Source organism: Blautia hydrogenotrophica DSM 10507 (assembly GCF_034356035.1).
Classification (GTDB): Bacteria; Bacillota; Clostridia; order Lachnospirales; family Lachnospiraceae; genus Blautia_A; species Blautia_A hydrogenotrophica.
On sequence record NZ_CP136423.1, the window covers coordinates 920,365 to 936,740 of the forward strand.

Here is a 16,376-nt window from a genome sequence, read left to right on the forward strand (position 1 = left end):
CAGCTGTGCGTCGGGGAGTTTCCCTGTATGCACAGCTGGCTTTTTAGGTGATAAGCCTGGCAAACGGTGCTGCCTGTTGGTGGCACACCTCTAGCACGGAACGTAGCGGAGCAGAGACATACTGTTCTCGCAAAGACAGGTCCTGGCAGGTCAGAATCTTTGTATGTTGTTCATTTTTACGCGTTTTTCAGTGCTTGCTCTAGGTCAGAGAGAATATCATCAATGTTCTCGATACCGACAGAAAAACGAATCATTCCTGGGGAAACTCCTGCCTCTTTTAATTGTTCGTCGTTCATCTGGCGGTGTGTGTGGCTGGCCGGATGGAGCACACAAGTCTTTGCGTCTGCCACGTGGGTAGCAATAGTGGCAAGCTTTAGACTGTCCATGAAATGGACTGCTGATTCCCGTCCGCCTTTTAGTTCGAAGGAGATGACGCCACAGGTCCCCTTCGGCATGTATTTTTTCGCGCGTTCATGGTATTTATCACTGGGAAGACCAGCATAGTTTACGCTGGATACTTTTTCGTGAGCGTTTAAGAATTCTGCCACTTTCTGTGCGTTGTAGCAGTGACGCTCCACGCGCAGAGGCATAGATTCCAGTCCCAAATTTAAGATGAAAGCATTCATTGGAGACGGGATGGAACCTAAATCACGCATCAAGGTGACGGTGGCCTTTGTGATATAGGCTTTTTTGCCAAAAGCTTGGGTGTAAATCAGCCCATGGTAAGACTCATCAGGCGTGGTCAGGCAGGAGAACTTTTCTGCGTTGGATTCCCAGTCAAAATTGCCGCTGTCCACGATGGCACCGCCTACTTGGGCAGCATGGCCGTCCATGTACTTAGTGGTGGAGTGAGTCACGATATCAGCTCCCCATTTAAAAGGTTGGCAGTTGACCGGAGTGGCAAAAGTGTTGTCGACGATCAAAGGAACTTTGTGGCTGTGGGCCAGTTTTGCGAATTTCTCAATATCCAGGACAGTCAAAGCGGGATTGGCAATTGTCTCGCCGAAGACCAGCTTAGTGTTAGGACGGAACGCTTTTTCAATTTCTTCAGAGCTGGCATCTGGGTCGACGAAAGTACATTCGATGCCCAGTTTTTTGAAAGTGACAGCAAAGAGATTGAAGGTGCCGCCATAGATGGTGGAAGTGGAGATCAGATGATCGCCTGCCTCGCACAGATTCAAAGTTGCGTAGAAATTGGCAGCCTGTCCAGAGGAGGTTAAAAGGGCTGCGACACCGCCTTCTAGATCAGCAATTTTAGCGGCAACCATATCGTTGGTTGGATTTTGCACCCGGGTATAAAAGTAACCGTCATCTTTCAAGTCGAAAAGCCGTCCCATCTCATCAGTGGTGTCATACTTAAATGTGGTACTCTGAATGATTGGGAGCATCCGAGGCTCTCCTTTTTTGGGAACCCAGCCGGAGTGTAGACATTTGGTTTCGATTTTGTAGTCACTCATATGCGTATATCCTTTCTTAATAAATTGCGATAGTTTTCTTACGCCTGCCCCGGCGGATAAAAGCGTACATAACCGGATAGAATAATTTTGACTTCCTGTCCGGAAAGGCTTTAGTGAAAGACTGGTTGCTATGTAAACTGGAAGAGGTGTAAGCCTTTATGAGCGGTGTTCAGACATATATACGAAAAGCCCATAACAAAATGTCATGGACTCCTGTGCTTGGCATATGAAAAACCGCCAGAAACAGATTCTCATATGCTGGATACACAAAAAGGCTGCCGTCGACAGCCTTTCTGATCGTGCCTAGTTCCGGAATCGAACCAGAGACACGAGGATTTTCAGTCCTCTGCTCTACCAACTGAGCTAACTAGGCGAAACATGGCAACCTTGCCACGACCTATATACTAGCACAGTTTATTTTAAATTTCAAGACTTTATTTCGATAAATTAAAAAAAATATATGTTACTGTTCACTCACTTGCGTTTCGAGAGCAGTAATACGCTTCGCGATGCACACAAACTGCTGTAAACAGCAGTTTGGTTCGAGTATGTCTCAAGCTTTTTGTACAAATTGTGAAAAAACACCTCGCGGGATATCGGAGACCTGAACCGCAACTAAAATGTATTTCTGTGGCGGAATAATGTCTTTATGTAATTGACATAGCCCAAAAATCTGGATATAATAAAAAAAGTGTTACTAACATAGAAAAGGAGATTGAAAGACATGTATTCTATAGAGGAAGTACGGAAGGTAGATCCGGAAATCGCAAATCTGATTGAGGCGGAGACACAGAGACAGAATTCCCATATTGAGCTGATTGCGTCAGAAAACTGGGTGAGTAAAGCTGTGATGGCAGCTATGGGCAGTACTCTGACGAATAAATATGCGGAAGGATATCCGGGAAAACGTTATTATGGAGGCTGTGGCTGTGTGGATGAGGTGGAGACTTTAGCGATTGAGCGCGCGAAAGCGCTTTTTCACTGTGAGTATGTTAATGTACAGCCACACTCTGGGGCACAGGCGAATATGGCAGTGTTCTATGCGATGTTAAAACCTGGTGACACCATCTTAGGCATGAATTTAGCCCATGGCGGACATTTGACACATGGAAGTCCTGCGAATATGTCAGGGGCTTATTTTAAGGCGGTTAGCTATGGTGTGAATGATGAGGGATATATTGACTATAACAAGGTTTTGGAGATTGCAAAAGAGTGCCGTCCGAGATTGATTGTCGCTGGCGCAAGTGCCTATGCACGTACGATTGATTTCAAAAAGTTTCGTGAGATTGCAGATGAGGTAGGGGCTTATCTGATGGTAGACATGGCTCATATTGCAGGGCTGGTAGCAGGAGGACAGCATCCGAGTCCAATTCCCTATGCCGATGTGGTGACAACGACGACGCATAAGACGCTGAGAGGTCCCCGCGGAGGAATGATTTTGAGCAGTGCGGAGAATGCCAAGAAATTCAATTTTAATAAGGCGATTTTCCCGGGCATTCAAGGTGGTCCTCTGATGCATGTGATCGCGGCGAAAGCGGTCTGCCTGAAAGAAGCTCTGGAACCCGAGTTCAAGGTGTATGCGGAAAATGTTGTGAAAAACGCACAGGCACTCAGTCAAGGTCTGCTGAAAAGAGGTGTGAAGCTGGTGTCGGGAGGTACGGATAATCACTTGATGCTGGTGGATTTGGTGGACAAAGGAGTTACGGGAAAAGAGATGGAGAATCTTCTGGATGAAGTGAATATCACTTGCAATAAGAATGCGATTCCCAATGATCCTCAGTCTCCGTTTGTGACCAGCGGCGTGCGTCTGGGGACGGCTGCGGTGACTTCTAGGGGGATGAATGAGTCGGATATGGATCAGATTGCCGAAGCGATTGCGTTGGTGCTCGATGGCAGGGAAAACGCTGAGCGAGCGAGAGAGATTGTGAAATCACTGACAGACAGATATCCGTTGGTAGGTTAAGAAGAAAGTTTTACCGTGCCGTTTTTGAGATTATCAAGAAGATGACTCATAGACGGCACGGTATTTTTCTGTTCTGGGAAAGACCTTGTCACGCAAGCTCTTTCCTAGAACAGCAATGCTTCGCTAAAGATGCGCACGCTGCAAGAAGGCAGTTCACCGCAAAGCGGACTGCGCTCCTCAAAGATTGAGGGGATGGGGGAAAAAAACGGAAGTGGGCTTGTCCGCTTTAATGCTGTGGCAGCCCACTTTGTTATAGTTCTAGCCGATTGATTTCTGTCTGCAGACATTCCAGAAAGCGAGCAGCCGGAGCGCCGTCCATCTGTGTGTGGTGAAACTGAAAAGATACAGGAAGAGTAGCTTTGAGCAGCTTTTTTCTATATTTTCCCCAAATCAGGAAAGGATTGTTGTAAAACCCGGCGTAGATATTTACAGCTCCGTCAATTTCATAGGCGGCCAGAGCGGAGGTTCCTATTACCATATAATCATCTCCTAGGTCATATGCTTTACAGGTATCATGAACCTGGACAGTCAGGCGGAGATAGTCTTTCTGAAATTGCCTGAAGTCGTCGGAGAAAGGAATATCGCAAGTACTGATTTCTCCGTTTTTGGTACTGACGACTGTATTCACAGCAATTTTTTCATAGGCGTATAGATGTTCTCCGACAGGTAGCAGATAGAACTCCTCTGTCTGAGAAGCAGCTTTTCCAATGCACCAGCACATGAGCAGGTTGAATTTAAGCTGACGCCTACGGTTTAGTTTCACAAGCCGTGTTACATTCAGAGTCTTGAAAAGCGTCACCATCGGCATGGGGGCTTTCATCCACAGCTCGAATGCTAGGGCGCGATTGGTTTCATGAGGGTCTATTCTTTTAACCATTTCATTTCTCCTTATATTCTGTATTTTTTGTCCACGAAGGGGCAGGGATGCAATATTGTGTCAGTCTATCATGAAAGGCGGCTGTTGACAAGTTTTTCCTGTCTTCTTATAATAGTCACAATGACGAATCAGGCAAGGGTATCTGAAAAGCAGTAGGCCTGAGCTGGCTGGGAAGGAAGAAGATCGGTTTTCATTGGAGGGAACTATGAGAGTGATACTGGCCGCGTGCAACGCGAAATATATTCATTCAAATCTGGCAGTCTATAATCTGAGAGCCTGTCTTAGACAGGTGGGAGCAGAGGTGATTCTGCGAGAATATACGATTAATCAGCGAAAAGATGAGATTCTCCGGGATCTCTATGAGTGCCGGGCAGATCTTTTGTGTGTGTCGTGTTACATCTGGAATATTTCTTTTCTGAAAGAGATTTTGGAGGATTATGGGAAAATCTGTCCCACAGTTCCAGTCTGGGCAGGCGGCCCGGAAGTCACTTATGACAGCCTGGTATTTCTGAAAGAAAATCCTTGGATTGCCGGAGTCATGCGTGGGGAAGGTGAGCAGACCATATCGGAGCTGGTACAGTGCTATATGGACCATACGGTATCCAAGGGAGAAATTCTGGGTATTACTTGGCGAGACAGCAGGGGAGAGCTCCATGAGAATCCAGACAGGCCGGTGATGGATTTAAGTCAGGTACCATTTGCCTATGAAGAGCTCACAGATTTTGAGCACCGGATTATCTATTATGAAAGCAGCAGAGGATGCCCGTTTTCCTGCAGTTACTGTTTGTCATCTGTGGATAAAAAACTGAGATTTCGGTCTTTGGAATTGGTATGCAAGGAATTGCAGTTCTTTCTGGACCGGAAGGTACCTCAGGTAAAATTTGTAGACCGAACGTTTAACTGCCGCCACGAACACGCCATGGCTATATGGAAATATATTTTGGAACATGACAATGGAATCACAAATTTTCACTTTGAGATAGCGGCTGATCTGATGAGAGAAGAAGAGTTAGAGCTGATCTCGAAGATGAGGCCAGGACTGATACAGCTAGAGATCGGAGTGCAGTCCACGAATCCAGAGACGATTCTGGAAATTCGCAGGGTGATGGACTTTAAGAAGGTGACCAAAGTGGTGCGAAAAGTGCAGAAGATGGAAAATACCCATCAACATTTAGATCTGATTGCAGGGCTTCCAAAAGAGGATTTTCAGAGCTTTCGGCATTCTTTTCATGAGGTCTATGAACTGCGGCCGGAACAGCTTCAGTTAGGCTTTCTGAAAGTGCTGAAGGGGTCGTATATGGCTGCGAAGACCGAAGATTACGGCTGTGTCTACCAGGCGAAGGAGCCGTATGAGGTTTTGGGGACCAAGTGGCTGTCTTATGGAGAAATTTTGAGGCTGAAAAGGGTGGAAAGCATGGTGGAAGTGTATTATAATAGTGGTCAGTTCACAAAAACGCTTCCGGTTATGGAACGATATTTTTCCCATCCCTTTGATTTCTATGAGCAGCTGGGAGAGTTTTATGAGAAGAGGGGTTATGCGTCTGTGTCTCACTCCAGACTGCGGCGTTATGAGATTCTTTTGGAGTTTCTTTTGACTGTCCCAGAGGGGGACCAAAAGGCACTGAAGGAAGCTATGATTGTGGATTTATATCTGAGGGAGAATTTAAAGAGTCGTCCGGTTTGGGCCGATGATCAAAGGAAGTACGAACGGGAGATCTGGGCTTATCGGAAGGCATATAAAGTGCCGAAAACCGCACATGTGGAAGTTTTTCCTGACGGCCGGGCTCTGCTGTTTGATTATCAGCAGAGAAATCCGCTGACTCGAAACGCGAAGGTGACGGAGGTTGAACTATGGCAACAAAACGAACCAAAGAAATTTTAGCTTTGCTGGATGAGAAGTACACAAGAGAGTACAAGTGCTATCTGAACTATGAAAATCCTGGACAGCTTCTGATTGCGACGATGCTTTCAGCCCAGTGTACGGATGCCCGAGTAAATGTGGTGACAAAAGATTTGTTTCAAAAGTATGATACCATGGAGAAATTTGCCCAGGCGGATTTAAGGGAGTTGGAGCAGGATATTAAACCCACAGGTTTTTACCACAACAAGGCGAAGAATATTATTGGTTGTGCTCAGAGGTTGGTGAATGAGTACGGCGGGGAAGTACCCAGTGATCTGGAAGCCTTGGTTTCCCTGCCAGGAGTGGGGCGCAAGACTGCGAACGTCATTCGGGGAAATATATTTCATGAGCCTAGTGTGGTTGTGGATACCCATGTGAAGAGAATTTCCAGGAGGCTGGGGTTGACCAGGGAAGAGGACCCAGTGAAAATCGAGAAGGATTTGATGAAAGTCTTGCCGAGAGAACACTGGATTTTGTATAATATACAGATTATTACTTTTGGGCGGCAGATCTGTTTTGCCAGGAGTCCAAAGTGTGAGGAATGCTTTTTGACAAAATATTGCAGCGAGTATAAAAAGAGGTGAGAAAAGATGTCTGGTATGGGAATGTTTGACCCTAAGAAGAGAAGAATTTTTACAGCAGTGATTGTGGCAATTTTAGTGTTGGCGTTGGTGGTTCCCACGATTTTGTCACTGATTGTCTGGTAGGAGAGAGACGATGAAGATAGGAAAATTGCCGGAGCAGGTGTTGGTGCGTTCCGTGATCAAAAAGATTTCCCATCGCCGGGATGAAGTACTGTTTGGGCCCGGAGTGGGACGGGACTGCGCAGCCTTAAAACTGGCGAAGGATGAAATTTTCGTGATATCTAGTGACCCGATCACCGGGACAGTAAAAGATATCGGCAGTCATTGTATTTATATCACAGCCAATGATCTGGCAGCTGCCGGCGCAGAGCCAGTGGCGGTGATGGTGACGGCGCTATTGCCGCCTGAAACAGAGGAAAAGGACCTGCGCGGGATTGTGGAAGATATGGAGAAGACTTGTGCAGCTTTGGATATGGAAGTCATCGGAGGCCACACGGAGGTGACAGATACGGTGAAACAGCCGCTTTTGTCAGTGACTGGTGTGGGGAAGATGAAGGCTGGCGAAGCTCTGTATGAGAAGAAACTAAAGGCAGGACAGGACTTGGTGGTGACCAAGTGGATTGGGCTGGAAGGGACTTCCATCGTCGCTAAGGAGAGAGCTCAAAAGCTCAGAGAAGTGTTTGCAGAAAGCTTTGTCCGTACGGCACAGAACTTTGATCAGTATCTTTCTGTATTGCCGGAGAGCCGGATAGCCATGGAACACGGAGTCAGTGTGATGCATGACATCACGGAGGGAGGCGTCTTTGGTGCTCTTTGGGAGCTTGCGCAAGGCGCGGACGTGGGTTTGGATGTGGATTTGAAAAAGATACCGATTCGGCAAGAGACAGTGGAAGTCTGTGAGCAGTTCGGCTTGAATCCGTATTTACTGATGTCTAGCGGAGCCATGCTGATTGGGACAGAGCAGGGAGAGATTCTGGTAAGAAAGCTTCAAGAGGCTGGAATTCCAGGGACTGTGATCGGACAGGCAGTAGAAGGCAGCAGCCGGATTCTGAGAAACGGAGAGGAGATCCGTTATCTGGACCGGCCGCAAAGCGATGAGCTGTATAAGATTTATCAAATGGAGAAGACTCCCGCCTCTATAGGCGGTGAGTGAGAAATTAGTATCAGTGGCGGGTGTCAATCCCCATCTGATAAACGCTTCGCGAGGATGCGCAGGGATTCAAAGATGAATGATGTCGGTGAATGCCGACCTGAATCCCGCGCCAAGACCCGCGGGCGAGTCTTGAACAGGAATAGAAGAGGAGAAACAAAATGGCGAAGCTGAATATTGTGCTGCACGAGCCTGAGATACCGGCGAATACAGGAAACATTGGAAGAACCTGTGTGGCCACAGGGACGAGGCTGCACCTGATTGAGCCGCTGGGGTTCCGCCTGAATGAGAAGGCGATCAAGCGGGCAGGAATGGATTACTGGAAAGATTTGGATGTGACTACTTATTTGGATTACAATGACTTTCTGGAAAAAAATCCTGGGGCAAAGATATACTATGCTACGACGAAAGCGCCGCAGCGTTATACCGACGTGAGATTTGAGGAGGACTGCTACATCATGTTTGGAAAGGAGAGCGCTGGAATTCCAGAGGAAATTCTGCTGGAAAATCAGGCCACGGCCATTCGGATTCCGATGATTGGGGATATCCGTTCGCTGAATCTGAGCAATTCAGTGGCTATCGTTCTCTATGAAGCGCTGAGGCAGCATCAATTTGATCATATGCAGTCGGAAGGACATCTGACGAAATATCAGTGGAAGTGAGCTGCGCCTCTCAATGGTGAGGGCGCGGCTCACTTTGTCTTTTCCAGAGTAAATAGGAATTCTGTGCCAACTCCCTCTGTACTTATGACATTGATGTTCTGGTTGTGGGAGCTGATGATTTCTTTGACGATGGAAAGCCCCAATCCAGTTCCCTTACGGTCTTTGCCTCGGGAGCTGTCTTGTTTGTAGAAGCGCTCCCAGATTTTGGGAAGGATTTCTTTGGGAATTCCGCAGCCGTGATCTTTAACAGAGACGAAGATTTTTCCATTTTTCTCCGTAGTCTCGATGGTGATTGTGGAATTATCGTTGCTGAATTTAATTGCGTTGTCCAGTAAGTTGTAGAGAACCTGTTGAATCTGTTCCATGTCAGCGGTGACAGACAGTTGTTCACCGGTGAGAATCAGTTCAATTAGGATTTTACGGGCACGGCAGCTTCCCTCAAAAGAGGCAGCTGTATTTTTAATGACTTTGTTGATATCGAAAGGTCGGATATTCATAATCCGACTTTTTACTTCCAGGTTATTCAAGGTCAAAAGACTGCTGGTCAGTTTTTCTAGGCGTTCTACTTCTCTGGATACGATTTCTAAATATCTTCCCTGCATTTCGACGGGAATCGTTCCATCTGCGATTGCTTCCACATAACCTTTGATAGAAGTCAGAGGAGAGCGAAAGTCGTGGGAAATATTGGCTATAAAATTTCTCTGGTATTCCCCGCTTTGGTTTAAGACATCAGACATGTAGTTCAAGGAAGCGGCCAGAGCGCCCATCTCGTCGTTGGAAGAGATGGGAATCTGGTAGTCCAGGTGTCCGGCGGCAAATTCATTGGTGCCCTCTGTGATTTTTTTCAGCGGAGTATAGACAATTTTTCGAAACAGCAAAAGGATAGACAGGGACAGCAAAAACAGCAATAGGAATAAGATATAGCTGATGCTGAGAAAAAGTTCCCTTTGGTAATACAATTCACTCATGGGATAGTGCATAGCCACATATCCGCGGATAGTCAGTGTGCTCCCATCAGTGATGGGGGCCAACACGCTGAGTCTGTCTTCATCAAAAAATCCATAAAAATTTCCAGTGCGGTAATAGCTTCCCCATTTTGTAGGATCGAAGCCATCAATGGTGATAGGATCATAATAGCTGAAACCTTCCTCTGTACTTAAAACTCTTTGCCCTTGCTTGTTTAAAATCCAGATGTCAGAAGTCTGATACTCAGAGAGAGCCTCCAAATAATGTTTCAAGGAGAGCAGATTGCTGGCAGAAGTGTTGCTCTGAACCAGAGAATCTTCAGAGATTGCGGTAGCCTCTCTGTACAGATCTTCTCCGATGGAGAATTCCAGCCGTTTTTCCACCATCTGAGATCCGACGGTGGCAATCAGCAGAAACCCCAGAATTCCAAAGATCAGATAGGCCAGGATAAATTTGATAAAGAGTGTGTGCTTGTACATTAAGGTTTCACCTCGAATTTATAACCGATTCCCCATACGGTGGCAATGGACCATTTGTCATGATCTTTGATTTTCTCTCGCAGTCGTTTGATGTGTACATCTACGGTACGGGTGTCTCCGATGTATTCGTAGCCCCAGATATGGTCCAAAAGCTGTTCTCTGGTGAATACCTGGTTGGGTGAGGAGGCTAGGAAATAGAGCAGTTCTAACTCTTTAGGAGGCATGTCTACCCGCTCATTCATGTAGATGACGGAGTAATTGGTCAGATTGATGGTTAAATCTGGATAGCTGACGCATTTTTCGTCGGGAGCTGCAGCAGGCTGTTTGACATGGAAACGACGAAGCACTGCTTTTACCCTAGCGACCAGTTCTTTTGAGTCAAAGGGCTTGATGATGTAGTCGTCTGCTCCCAGCTCCAGGCCCAGTACTTTGTCAAAGGTCTCCCCTTTTGCGGAGAGCATGATAATCGGAACATCTGAGGTGTGGCGGATTTCGCGGCATACCTGATAGCCGTCCATACCTGGCAGCATCAGATCCAGCAGGATTAAATCTGGTCGGAAATGCTCAAATTCCCGCAAAGCCTGCTCTCCGTCATTGACAATGCAGGTATCATAACATTCTTTTGTCAGGTACAGAGCGATGAGCTCTGCAATGTTATTGTCATCATCTACGATTAGAATTTTTTGTTTTGCTGCCATTTCATAATCCCCTTTATTTTTTGAACTCAACAATAGTTACGCCGGCATCCCCTTCGCCGAATTCACCGAGACGGTAAGTTGCCACATGTTTCTGGCGTCTCAGATAGTTGTGAACACCTTTTCTCAATGCGCCTGTGCCCTTGCCGTGTACGATGCGGACACTGGACAGATGGGCGATGTAGGCGTCGTCCAGATATTTGTCCAGCTCCGCGATAGCCTCATCCACAGTCTTGCCCAGCAGGTTGATTTCTGTGGAAACGTTGGCGGACTTGGACATTTTAATCTTACCTGCCCTGGTGCGTTGCATGAGAGGAGTGTTTACCACGACTTCATCCACCAATTCCAGATCGGACAGATGGACTTGGGTGCGAAAAATACCGGTCTGTACGAATAAATTACCTTTTGCGTCCGGTTTCGTGCTGACTGTGCCAGTGAGATTCATACTGATGATTTTTACAGAGGCTCCAATGGACAGGTCAGAGGGACGCAGACGCTTTCCAGGCTGAGACTTTTTCGGCTTCATAGCCATGTTTTTCTCGAGCTTTGACATTTTTTTGCGCAGATTCTGGCGTTCGTTCTCTACATCGGCAGTGGAGATATGTTCTTTTTGGAATTTATGGAAAGTCTTCATGGTCTGGTCCGCGTATTCTTTTGCCTCACGGAGAATTTCGTGAGCCTGCTCATTGGCCTCACGGATAATTTTTTCCTTGCGCGCGTCGAATTTTTCCTGTTTTTCTTCCAATTGTTTTTTCAGACTCTCGATTTCAGCTTTGTACTGCTGAATTTCCAACTGTTCCTTCTCCAAGGTAATTCGGCTAGCTTCCAGTTTACTGATTACGTCCTCAAAGCTTTCGTCCTGTTCACTAATCTGTTCTTTGGCTTTTTCAATGATAAAGTCGGGAAGGCCTAGCTTGGAAGAGATCGCAAAAGCGTTGCTCTTTCCGGGAACACCGATCAATAACCGGTAGGTGGGGCGCAGTGTCTCCACATCGAATTCGCAGGAGGCATTTTCCACCCCGGGAGTGGATAGAGCATAAACCTTCAGCTCGCTGTAGTGGGTCGTCGCCATGGTGCGGATTCCCTGTCTGTGGAGGTGGGAAAGGATTGCGATGGCAAGTGCGGCTCCTTCGGTTGGGTCTGTACCTGCTCCCAACTCGTCGAAAAGCACCAAAGATTTATCAGTGGCTTTCTCCAAAAAAGAGACTACATTAGTCATATGAGAGGAAAAGGTACTCAGGCTTTGTTCAATGCTCTGCTCGTCTCCAATGTCGGCGTAAACCTCTTCAAAGACCGAGAGGACTGAGTGATCGCCAGCCGGGATATGAAGGCCGGACTGTCCCATCAAAGTGAGCAGGCCCACCGTTTTCAGAGACACGGTTTTACCGCCGGTATTAGGGCCTGTGACTACCAGAAGGTCAAAATCGTCCCCCAACCGGATGTCGATGGGAACCACCTGTTTTTTGTGTATCAGCGGGTGGCGAGCTTTTTTTAGTTGAATTTTTCCATCTGTGTTAAATTGCGGTTCCGAGGCATTGTGCTCCAATGCCAGGCCGGCTCGGGCAAAGATGAAATCCAATTCTATCAGAATATTCAGGTTGTCTGTTAAGACTTCCTGATATTGAGCGGCCTGTTCGCTGAGGTCGGACAAGACGATCTCGATCTCTTTTTGCTCCTGAATTTCCAGCTGCCGCAGATCATTGTTCAGCTTTACCACAGACATCGGTTCAATAAATAGAGTAGAACCAGTGGAGGACTGATCGTGAATCATTCCTGGTACTTGGCCTTTGTACTCCGCTTTGACAGGCAGACAATAGCGGCCGTTTCGCATGGTGATCACGCCGTCCTGAAGGTAGCTGCGTGCGCTTCCGTTTAGCAGACTGTTCAACTGGCTGTGAATGCGGTCATTTGTGATTTTCATGCTTCTGCGTACCTGTTTTAGTCCTGGGCTGGCATCATCACTGATCTCTTCTTCTGAGAGAATACAGCGGCGAATCTCGCTGCTTAACGGGGTCAGAGGTTCCAGATTTTGGAACATGGCATCTAAGGAATCACAGGTTTCTGTCTCACGGTCAAAGCGGCCATAAGATTTTGCCTTTGCTGTGTTTTCCAGCACAGAGCAGATGTCTAGCAGTTCGCCAATTCCCAGAGTACTGCCGATCTCCAATCGTTTGATCGAACCTCGTATGTCCTTTACTTTGTGGAAAGACAGAGTTCCCTTCTGAAACAGACGGGAGAGAGCGTCTTTGGTCTGTGTCTGCATCGTTTGTATTTGTTCCAGATCACGGCAAGGCTTTAAATCTTTGCAGAGGTTCTTGCCCATCGGGGAAGATGCCTTGGCTGTGAGCTGATCAATAATTTTATCGTATTCTAACGCTTTTAATGCTTTTTCGTTCATAATATCTCCTCAAAAACTGTTCGGGATGTTTCAAATAGGTTTTTCTCGTACAAAAAAACTCCCATCATAAGTATACAAGATGGCCCTCACCTTTACAAGCAATAAAGAAAAATGGTTACGCATTTTGTAACTATTCAGCCTTGCGACTGATTAGAACAAAAATCTGGAGCAAGCTTGCATGCAGAGAAGTTTTGCTCTTATCAGGCATATGGCGCTTAGCCATAAGCGAGGATTTCGCCGCATATGCGGCGATATAAGCTGCGCAGCAGCTAATCCGAGCTGTTATGGCAGAATAGTTACCGTATTTTTCATAGAGGGAAGCTTTTTTATTCATAGATTGTTCATAACTTGCTGGTAAAATATGTTCAATGCTTGCATGTATTTACATGCCATGTATGTGAGATATGGAGTGTATGTAAACCATTCAGCCATGTGGGTTCAGATTTGCGGGAGTGCGATGTACGGAGCAATCCACGGCTTATACTTTTTGGAGGTGCCGCCGACAGGCGGCATGAGAGGGTACGCAATAAGGCCGGCAAGCGGCGCTGCTTGCCGGTGGCACACGTCTAGCACAAACCGTAGTGGAGCGAAGACCTGCCATGCTCGCACGAGCAGGTCTTAGCTTATGGGTGAATGGTTACGTATATTGAGATTGCATAGTTAAGCGTGACTTATTTCTGCAGGGAGATGTAGCATGGGAAATGAGAAGAATATAAATTCGCGGGACAAGAAATCTTCAAAGGGTGAAGAGAAAAATTACGATTTTATCAGAGAGACAATCAAGAATAGGCCACTGGACAAAAAAAGACTTTTATATAGGATTGGAGCTTTGGCAGGTGCCGGAATTATCATTGGTGTGACGGCGGCGTTGGCGTTTTCGGTGGCCGCGCCGAGACTTGTGAGAAAATTGGATGAGGGAAAGCAGCAGGCCAAGATTGACATTCCTCAGGATGATCCTTCTGTGACACCCACCGCAACGCCGGTACCGGTGGCAATGCCGTCCGAAGAAAGCGCGATGGAGCAAGCTGAGAGAGCTTACCAGGAAGCGCTTCAGATTTCGGAGGAGCCTAGGAAGGCGATTGTCTCCGTGGTAGGACAAAAAGAAAAAGAGGATATTCTGGATAATACACTACTGACTAGTGGAAAGGCAATGGGAATTATCATTCTGGAAGACTATCGGGACTATTATATTTTGACTCAACAGACAGCGGTGAAAAAGGCGGAAAATATTCAGGTGACTTTCCAGGACGGGACGATCGTCAATGGAGCAATAAAGAAGAGCGACAGCCGTACAGATTTGGCAGTTGTGACTGTGCATAAGAGAGATGTTGATAAAAAGACCCAAGAGGGAGTTTCAGTGGCGGTGCTGGGGAATTCCTACAGTCTGATTCAGGGGAAAACGGTGATAGCCATTGGAAGCCCTTCTGGTTATGACGATTCCGTGTACTTTGGAACAATTACTTCTGTATCGAACAAGGTAGCCGTGACAGACACGGAGTACAATCTGCTAATTACAGATATTCTGGGAAGTCAGCAAGGCAGCGGCGTCCTCTTGGACACGGACGGAGAAGTGATTGGATTGATTGCCCAGGATTACGGAGATGAGAAGAATGAGTCGAAGACCATGGTCAAAGCTCTGGCAGTATCCCAGCTCAAGCCATTGATTGAAACTTTATCCAATGGGGAGGCGATACAGTATCTGGGTGTGCGGGGAAAGGATATTTCAGAAAATGTATCGAATAGTATTGACATTCCTCAAGGCGTCTATGTAAAATCGGTGGAGGATAACTCTCCCGCAATGGAGGCGGGGCTCCAAAGCGGTGATGTGATTCAGAAGATTGATGGGAAAGAGATTGAGACGATGCAGCAGTACAGCAGCCAGCTTCAAAAGTGCGAAGGAGGTCAGAAAGTCAGTCTGACAGTCATGCGAAGCAAGGGTGCGGAAGGCTATGCGGAAATGAAAATAGAGGCAGAGGTGGAATCCCGTTAGAGAGACAGTGCTGTCCAGAAAGGTTGGCACTGCCTTTTCAGCGCAATAAGGCCGGCAAGCGGTGCTGCGTGCTGGTGGTACGCGTCTAGAACGGATCGTAGCGGAGCGAAGACCTGCCGTACTTGCACGGGCAAGCATTTATCGGACAGATAACGGCGGAATCGTGAGCTGCCCGAAATATCGCGGCGGATAGAGGAGCTGAAGTGAGGCCACGTTGTTATATGCGAAGTGCCTGTTGGCCTGAGATGGTCACAGTATATGTTATGAGAACAAAAGGCAGAGAGAAAGTGGAAGGATAGAAATTATGAGATATTTGGAAGAATTACGTGAGGGCGACAGAATTAGCGGAATTTATCTGTGTAAGCAGAAACAGTCAGCAGTTACAAAAAATGGAAAACCTTATGACAGTATTATCCTACAGGATAAGACAGGAGTCCTGGACGGGAAAATTTGGGATCCAAATTCCCAGGGGATTTGTGATTTTGATGCTCTGGATTATATAGAGGTGATCGGAGATGTGATCAGCTTTGCAGGGGCTCGTCAGGCGAATATAAAAAGAGTTCGAAAGGCCGAGGATGGGGAATTTGACCCTGCGGATTACCTGCCGGTCAGCGGAAACAGCACAGAGGAGATGTACCATAAAATTTTAGAGTATGTGAACAGTGTAAAAAATCCTCACTTGAATTTGCTCTTGAAAAAATTATTTGTGGATGATCTGGAATTTGTGAAAAATTTCAAAAACCATTCTGCTGCTAAGACGGTGCATCACGGATATATAGGAGGCTTGTTGGAGCATACTTTGGGTGTTGTAAGACTTTGCGATTATATGGCAGATGCGTATCCGATTATTAAGAGGGATTTGCTGATTACGTCAGCTTTGTGCCACGATATTGGGAAAACGAGGGAGTTATCAGAGTTTCCGCTGAATGATTACACAGATGAAGGGCAGCTTCTGGGACATATTGTTATCGGAACCGAGATGCTTCATGATCTGATACGAGAGATTCCAGATTTTCCGGAGGTGTTGGCCAATGAATTAAAACATTGTATTTTGGCCCATCATGGAGAATTGGAGTTCGGTTCACCGAAAAAGCCGGCGTTGGTGGAGGCTGTGGCTTTGAATCTGGCAGACAATACGGATGCCAGGATGGAGACATTGACTGAGATTTTCTCCGGCAAGGAAAAGAAGGAGTGGCTGGGGTATAATCGGCTGTTTGAGTCAAACCTGAGAAGAACGACAGGGGATTTATAAAAG

The 16,376-nt window shown here is 46.7% G+C and carries 12 protein-coding genes and 1 tRNA gene; 7 read left to right on the plus strand and 6 right to left on the minus strand.

The annotated features are described in order from the left end of the window. Positions 1-176: 176 nt before the first annotated feature. A complete protein-coding gene (locus tag BLHYD_RS04445; RefSeq protein ID WP_005949260.1) occupies positions 177-1,457 on the minus strand; it encodes an O-acetylhomoserine aminocarboxypropyltransferase/cysteine synthase family protein in 1,281 nt (426 codons plus the stop codon). Positions 1,458-1,757: 300 nt separating this feature from the next. Beyond that, positions 1,758-1,830 (minus strand) — tRNA-Phe (locus tag BLHYD_RS04450). Between the two features lie 351 nt (positions 1,831-2,181). Here BLHYD_RS04450 and glyA point away from each other — a divergent pair. Then, positions 2,182-3,420 (plus strand): serine hydroxymethyltransferase, encoded by a 1,239-nt coding sequence (glyA, locus tag BLHYD_RS04455; RefSeq protein WP_005949266.1) that lies wholly within the window; start codon positions 2,182-2,184, stop codon positions 3,418-3,420. Positions 3,421-3,670: 250 nt separating this feature from the next. Here glyA and BLHYD_RS04460 read toward each other — a convergent pair whose 3' ends face one another. Beyond that, complete coding sequence (locus BLHYD_RS04460) at positions 3,671-4,297, minus strand: CatA-like O-acetyltransferase, family 2 (RefSeq protein ID WP_005949270.1); 627 nt, start codon at positions 4,295-4,297, stop codon at positions 3,671-3,673. A gap of 205 nt (positions 4,298-4,502) precedes the next feature. Between BLHYD_RS04460 and BLHYD_RS04465 the strand changes: the two genes are divergently transcribed. From BLHYD_RS04465 to BLHYD_RS04480, 4 genes are all read left to right on the plus strand, one after another. Continuing rightward, a complete protein-coding gene (locus tag BLHYD_RS04465) occupies positions 4,503-6,179 on the plus strand; it encodes a B12-binding domain-containing radical SAM protein (protein WP_005949273.1) in 1,677 nt (558 codons plus the stop codon). After that, on the plus strand, positions 6,149-6,781 hold the full coding sequence (nth, locus tag BLHYD_RS04470; RefSeq protein ID WP_005949275.1) for an endonuclease III: 633 nt from the start codon (positions 6,149-6,151) through the stop codon (positions 6,779-6,781). The genes BLHYD_RS04465 and nth overlap by 31 nt, the downstream gene beginning before the upstream one ends. 133 nt (positions 6,782-6,914) lie before the next feature. Next, positions 6,915-7,934 (plus strand): AIR synthase family protein, encoded by a 1,020-nt coding sequence (locus BLHYD_RS04475; protein ID WP_005949277.1) that lies wholly within the window; start codon positions 6,915-6,917, stop codon positions 7,932-7,934. A 158-nt stretch (positions 7,935-8,092) separates the two neighbouring features. Beyond that, the gene (locus BLHYD_RS04480; RefSeq protein ID WP_005949278.1) at positions 8,093-8,593 is read left to right on the plus strand and encodes a tRNA (cytidine(34)-2'-O)-methyltransferase; all 501 of its coding nucleotides are present in this window, start codon (positions 8,093-8,095) and stop codon (positions 8,591-8,593) included. Positions 8,594-8,622: 29 nt separating this feature from the next. Here the strand turns inward: BLHYD_RS04480 and BLHYD_RS04485 are convergent, their stop codons facing one another. The 3 genes from BLHYD_RS04485 to BLHYD_RS04495 are packed head-to-tail and all read right to left on the minus strand — an operon-like array spanning position 8,623 to position 13,131. Next, positions 8,623-10,038: a sensor histidine kinase gene (locus tag BLHYD_RS04485; RefSeq protein ID WP_005949280.1), complete on the minus strand. Its 1,416-nt coding sequence runs from the start codon at positions 10,036-10,038 to the stop codon at positions 8,623-8,625. Continuing rightward, positions 10,038-10,736: a response regulator transcription factor gene (locus BLHYD_RS04490; RefSeq protein WP_021844249.1), complete on the minus strand. Its 699-nt coding sequence runs from the start codon at positions 10,734-10,736 to the stop codon at positions 10,038-10,040. The genes BLHYD_RS04485 and BLHYD_RS04490 overlap by 1 nt, the downstream gene beginning before the upstream one ends. 13 nt (positions 10,737-10,749) lie before the next feature. Further along, a complete protein-coding gene (locus BLHYD_RS04495) occupies positions 10,750-13,131 on the minus strand; it encodes an endonuclease MutS2 (RefSeq protein ID WP_005949283.1) in 2,382 nt (793 codons plus the stop codon). 694 nt (positions 13,132-13,825) lie between these two features. Between BLHYD_RS04495 and BLHYD_RS04500 the strand changes: the two genes are divergently transcribed. Next, entirely contained in the window at positions 13,826-15,121 is a 1,296-nt protein-coding gene (locus BLHYD_RS04500) for a S1C family serine protease (RefSeq protein ID WP_005949285.1), read from the plus strand. Positions 15,122-15,425: 304 nt separating this feature from the next. Then, positions 15,426-16,373, plus strand: a complete 948-nt coding sequence (locus BLHYD_RS04505) for a 3'-5' exoribonuclease YhaM family protein (RefSeq protein WP_005949288.1) — start codon at positions 15,426-15,428, stop codon at positions 16,371-16,373. Positions 16,374-16,376: the final 3 nt, after the last annotated feature.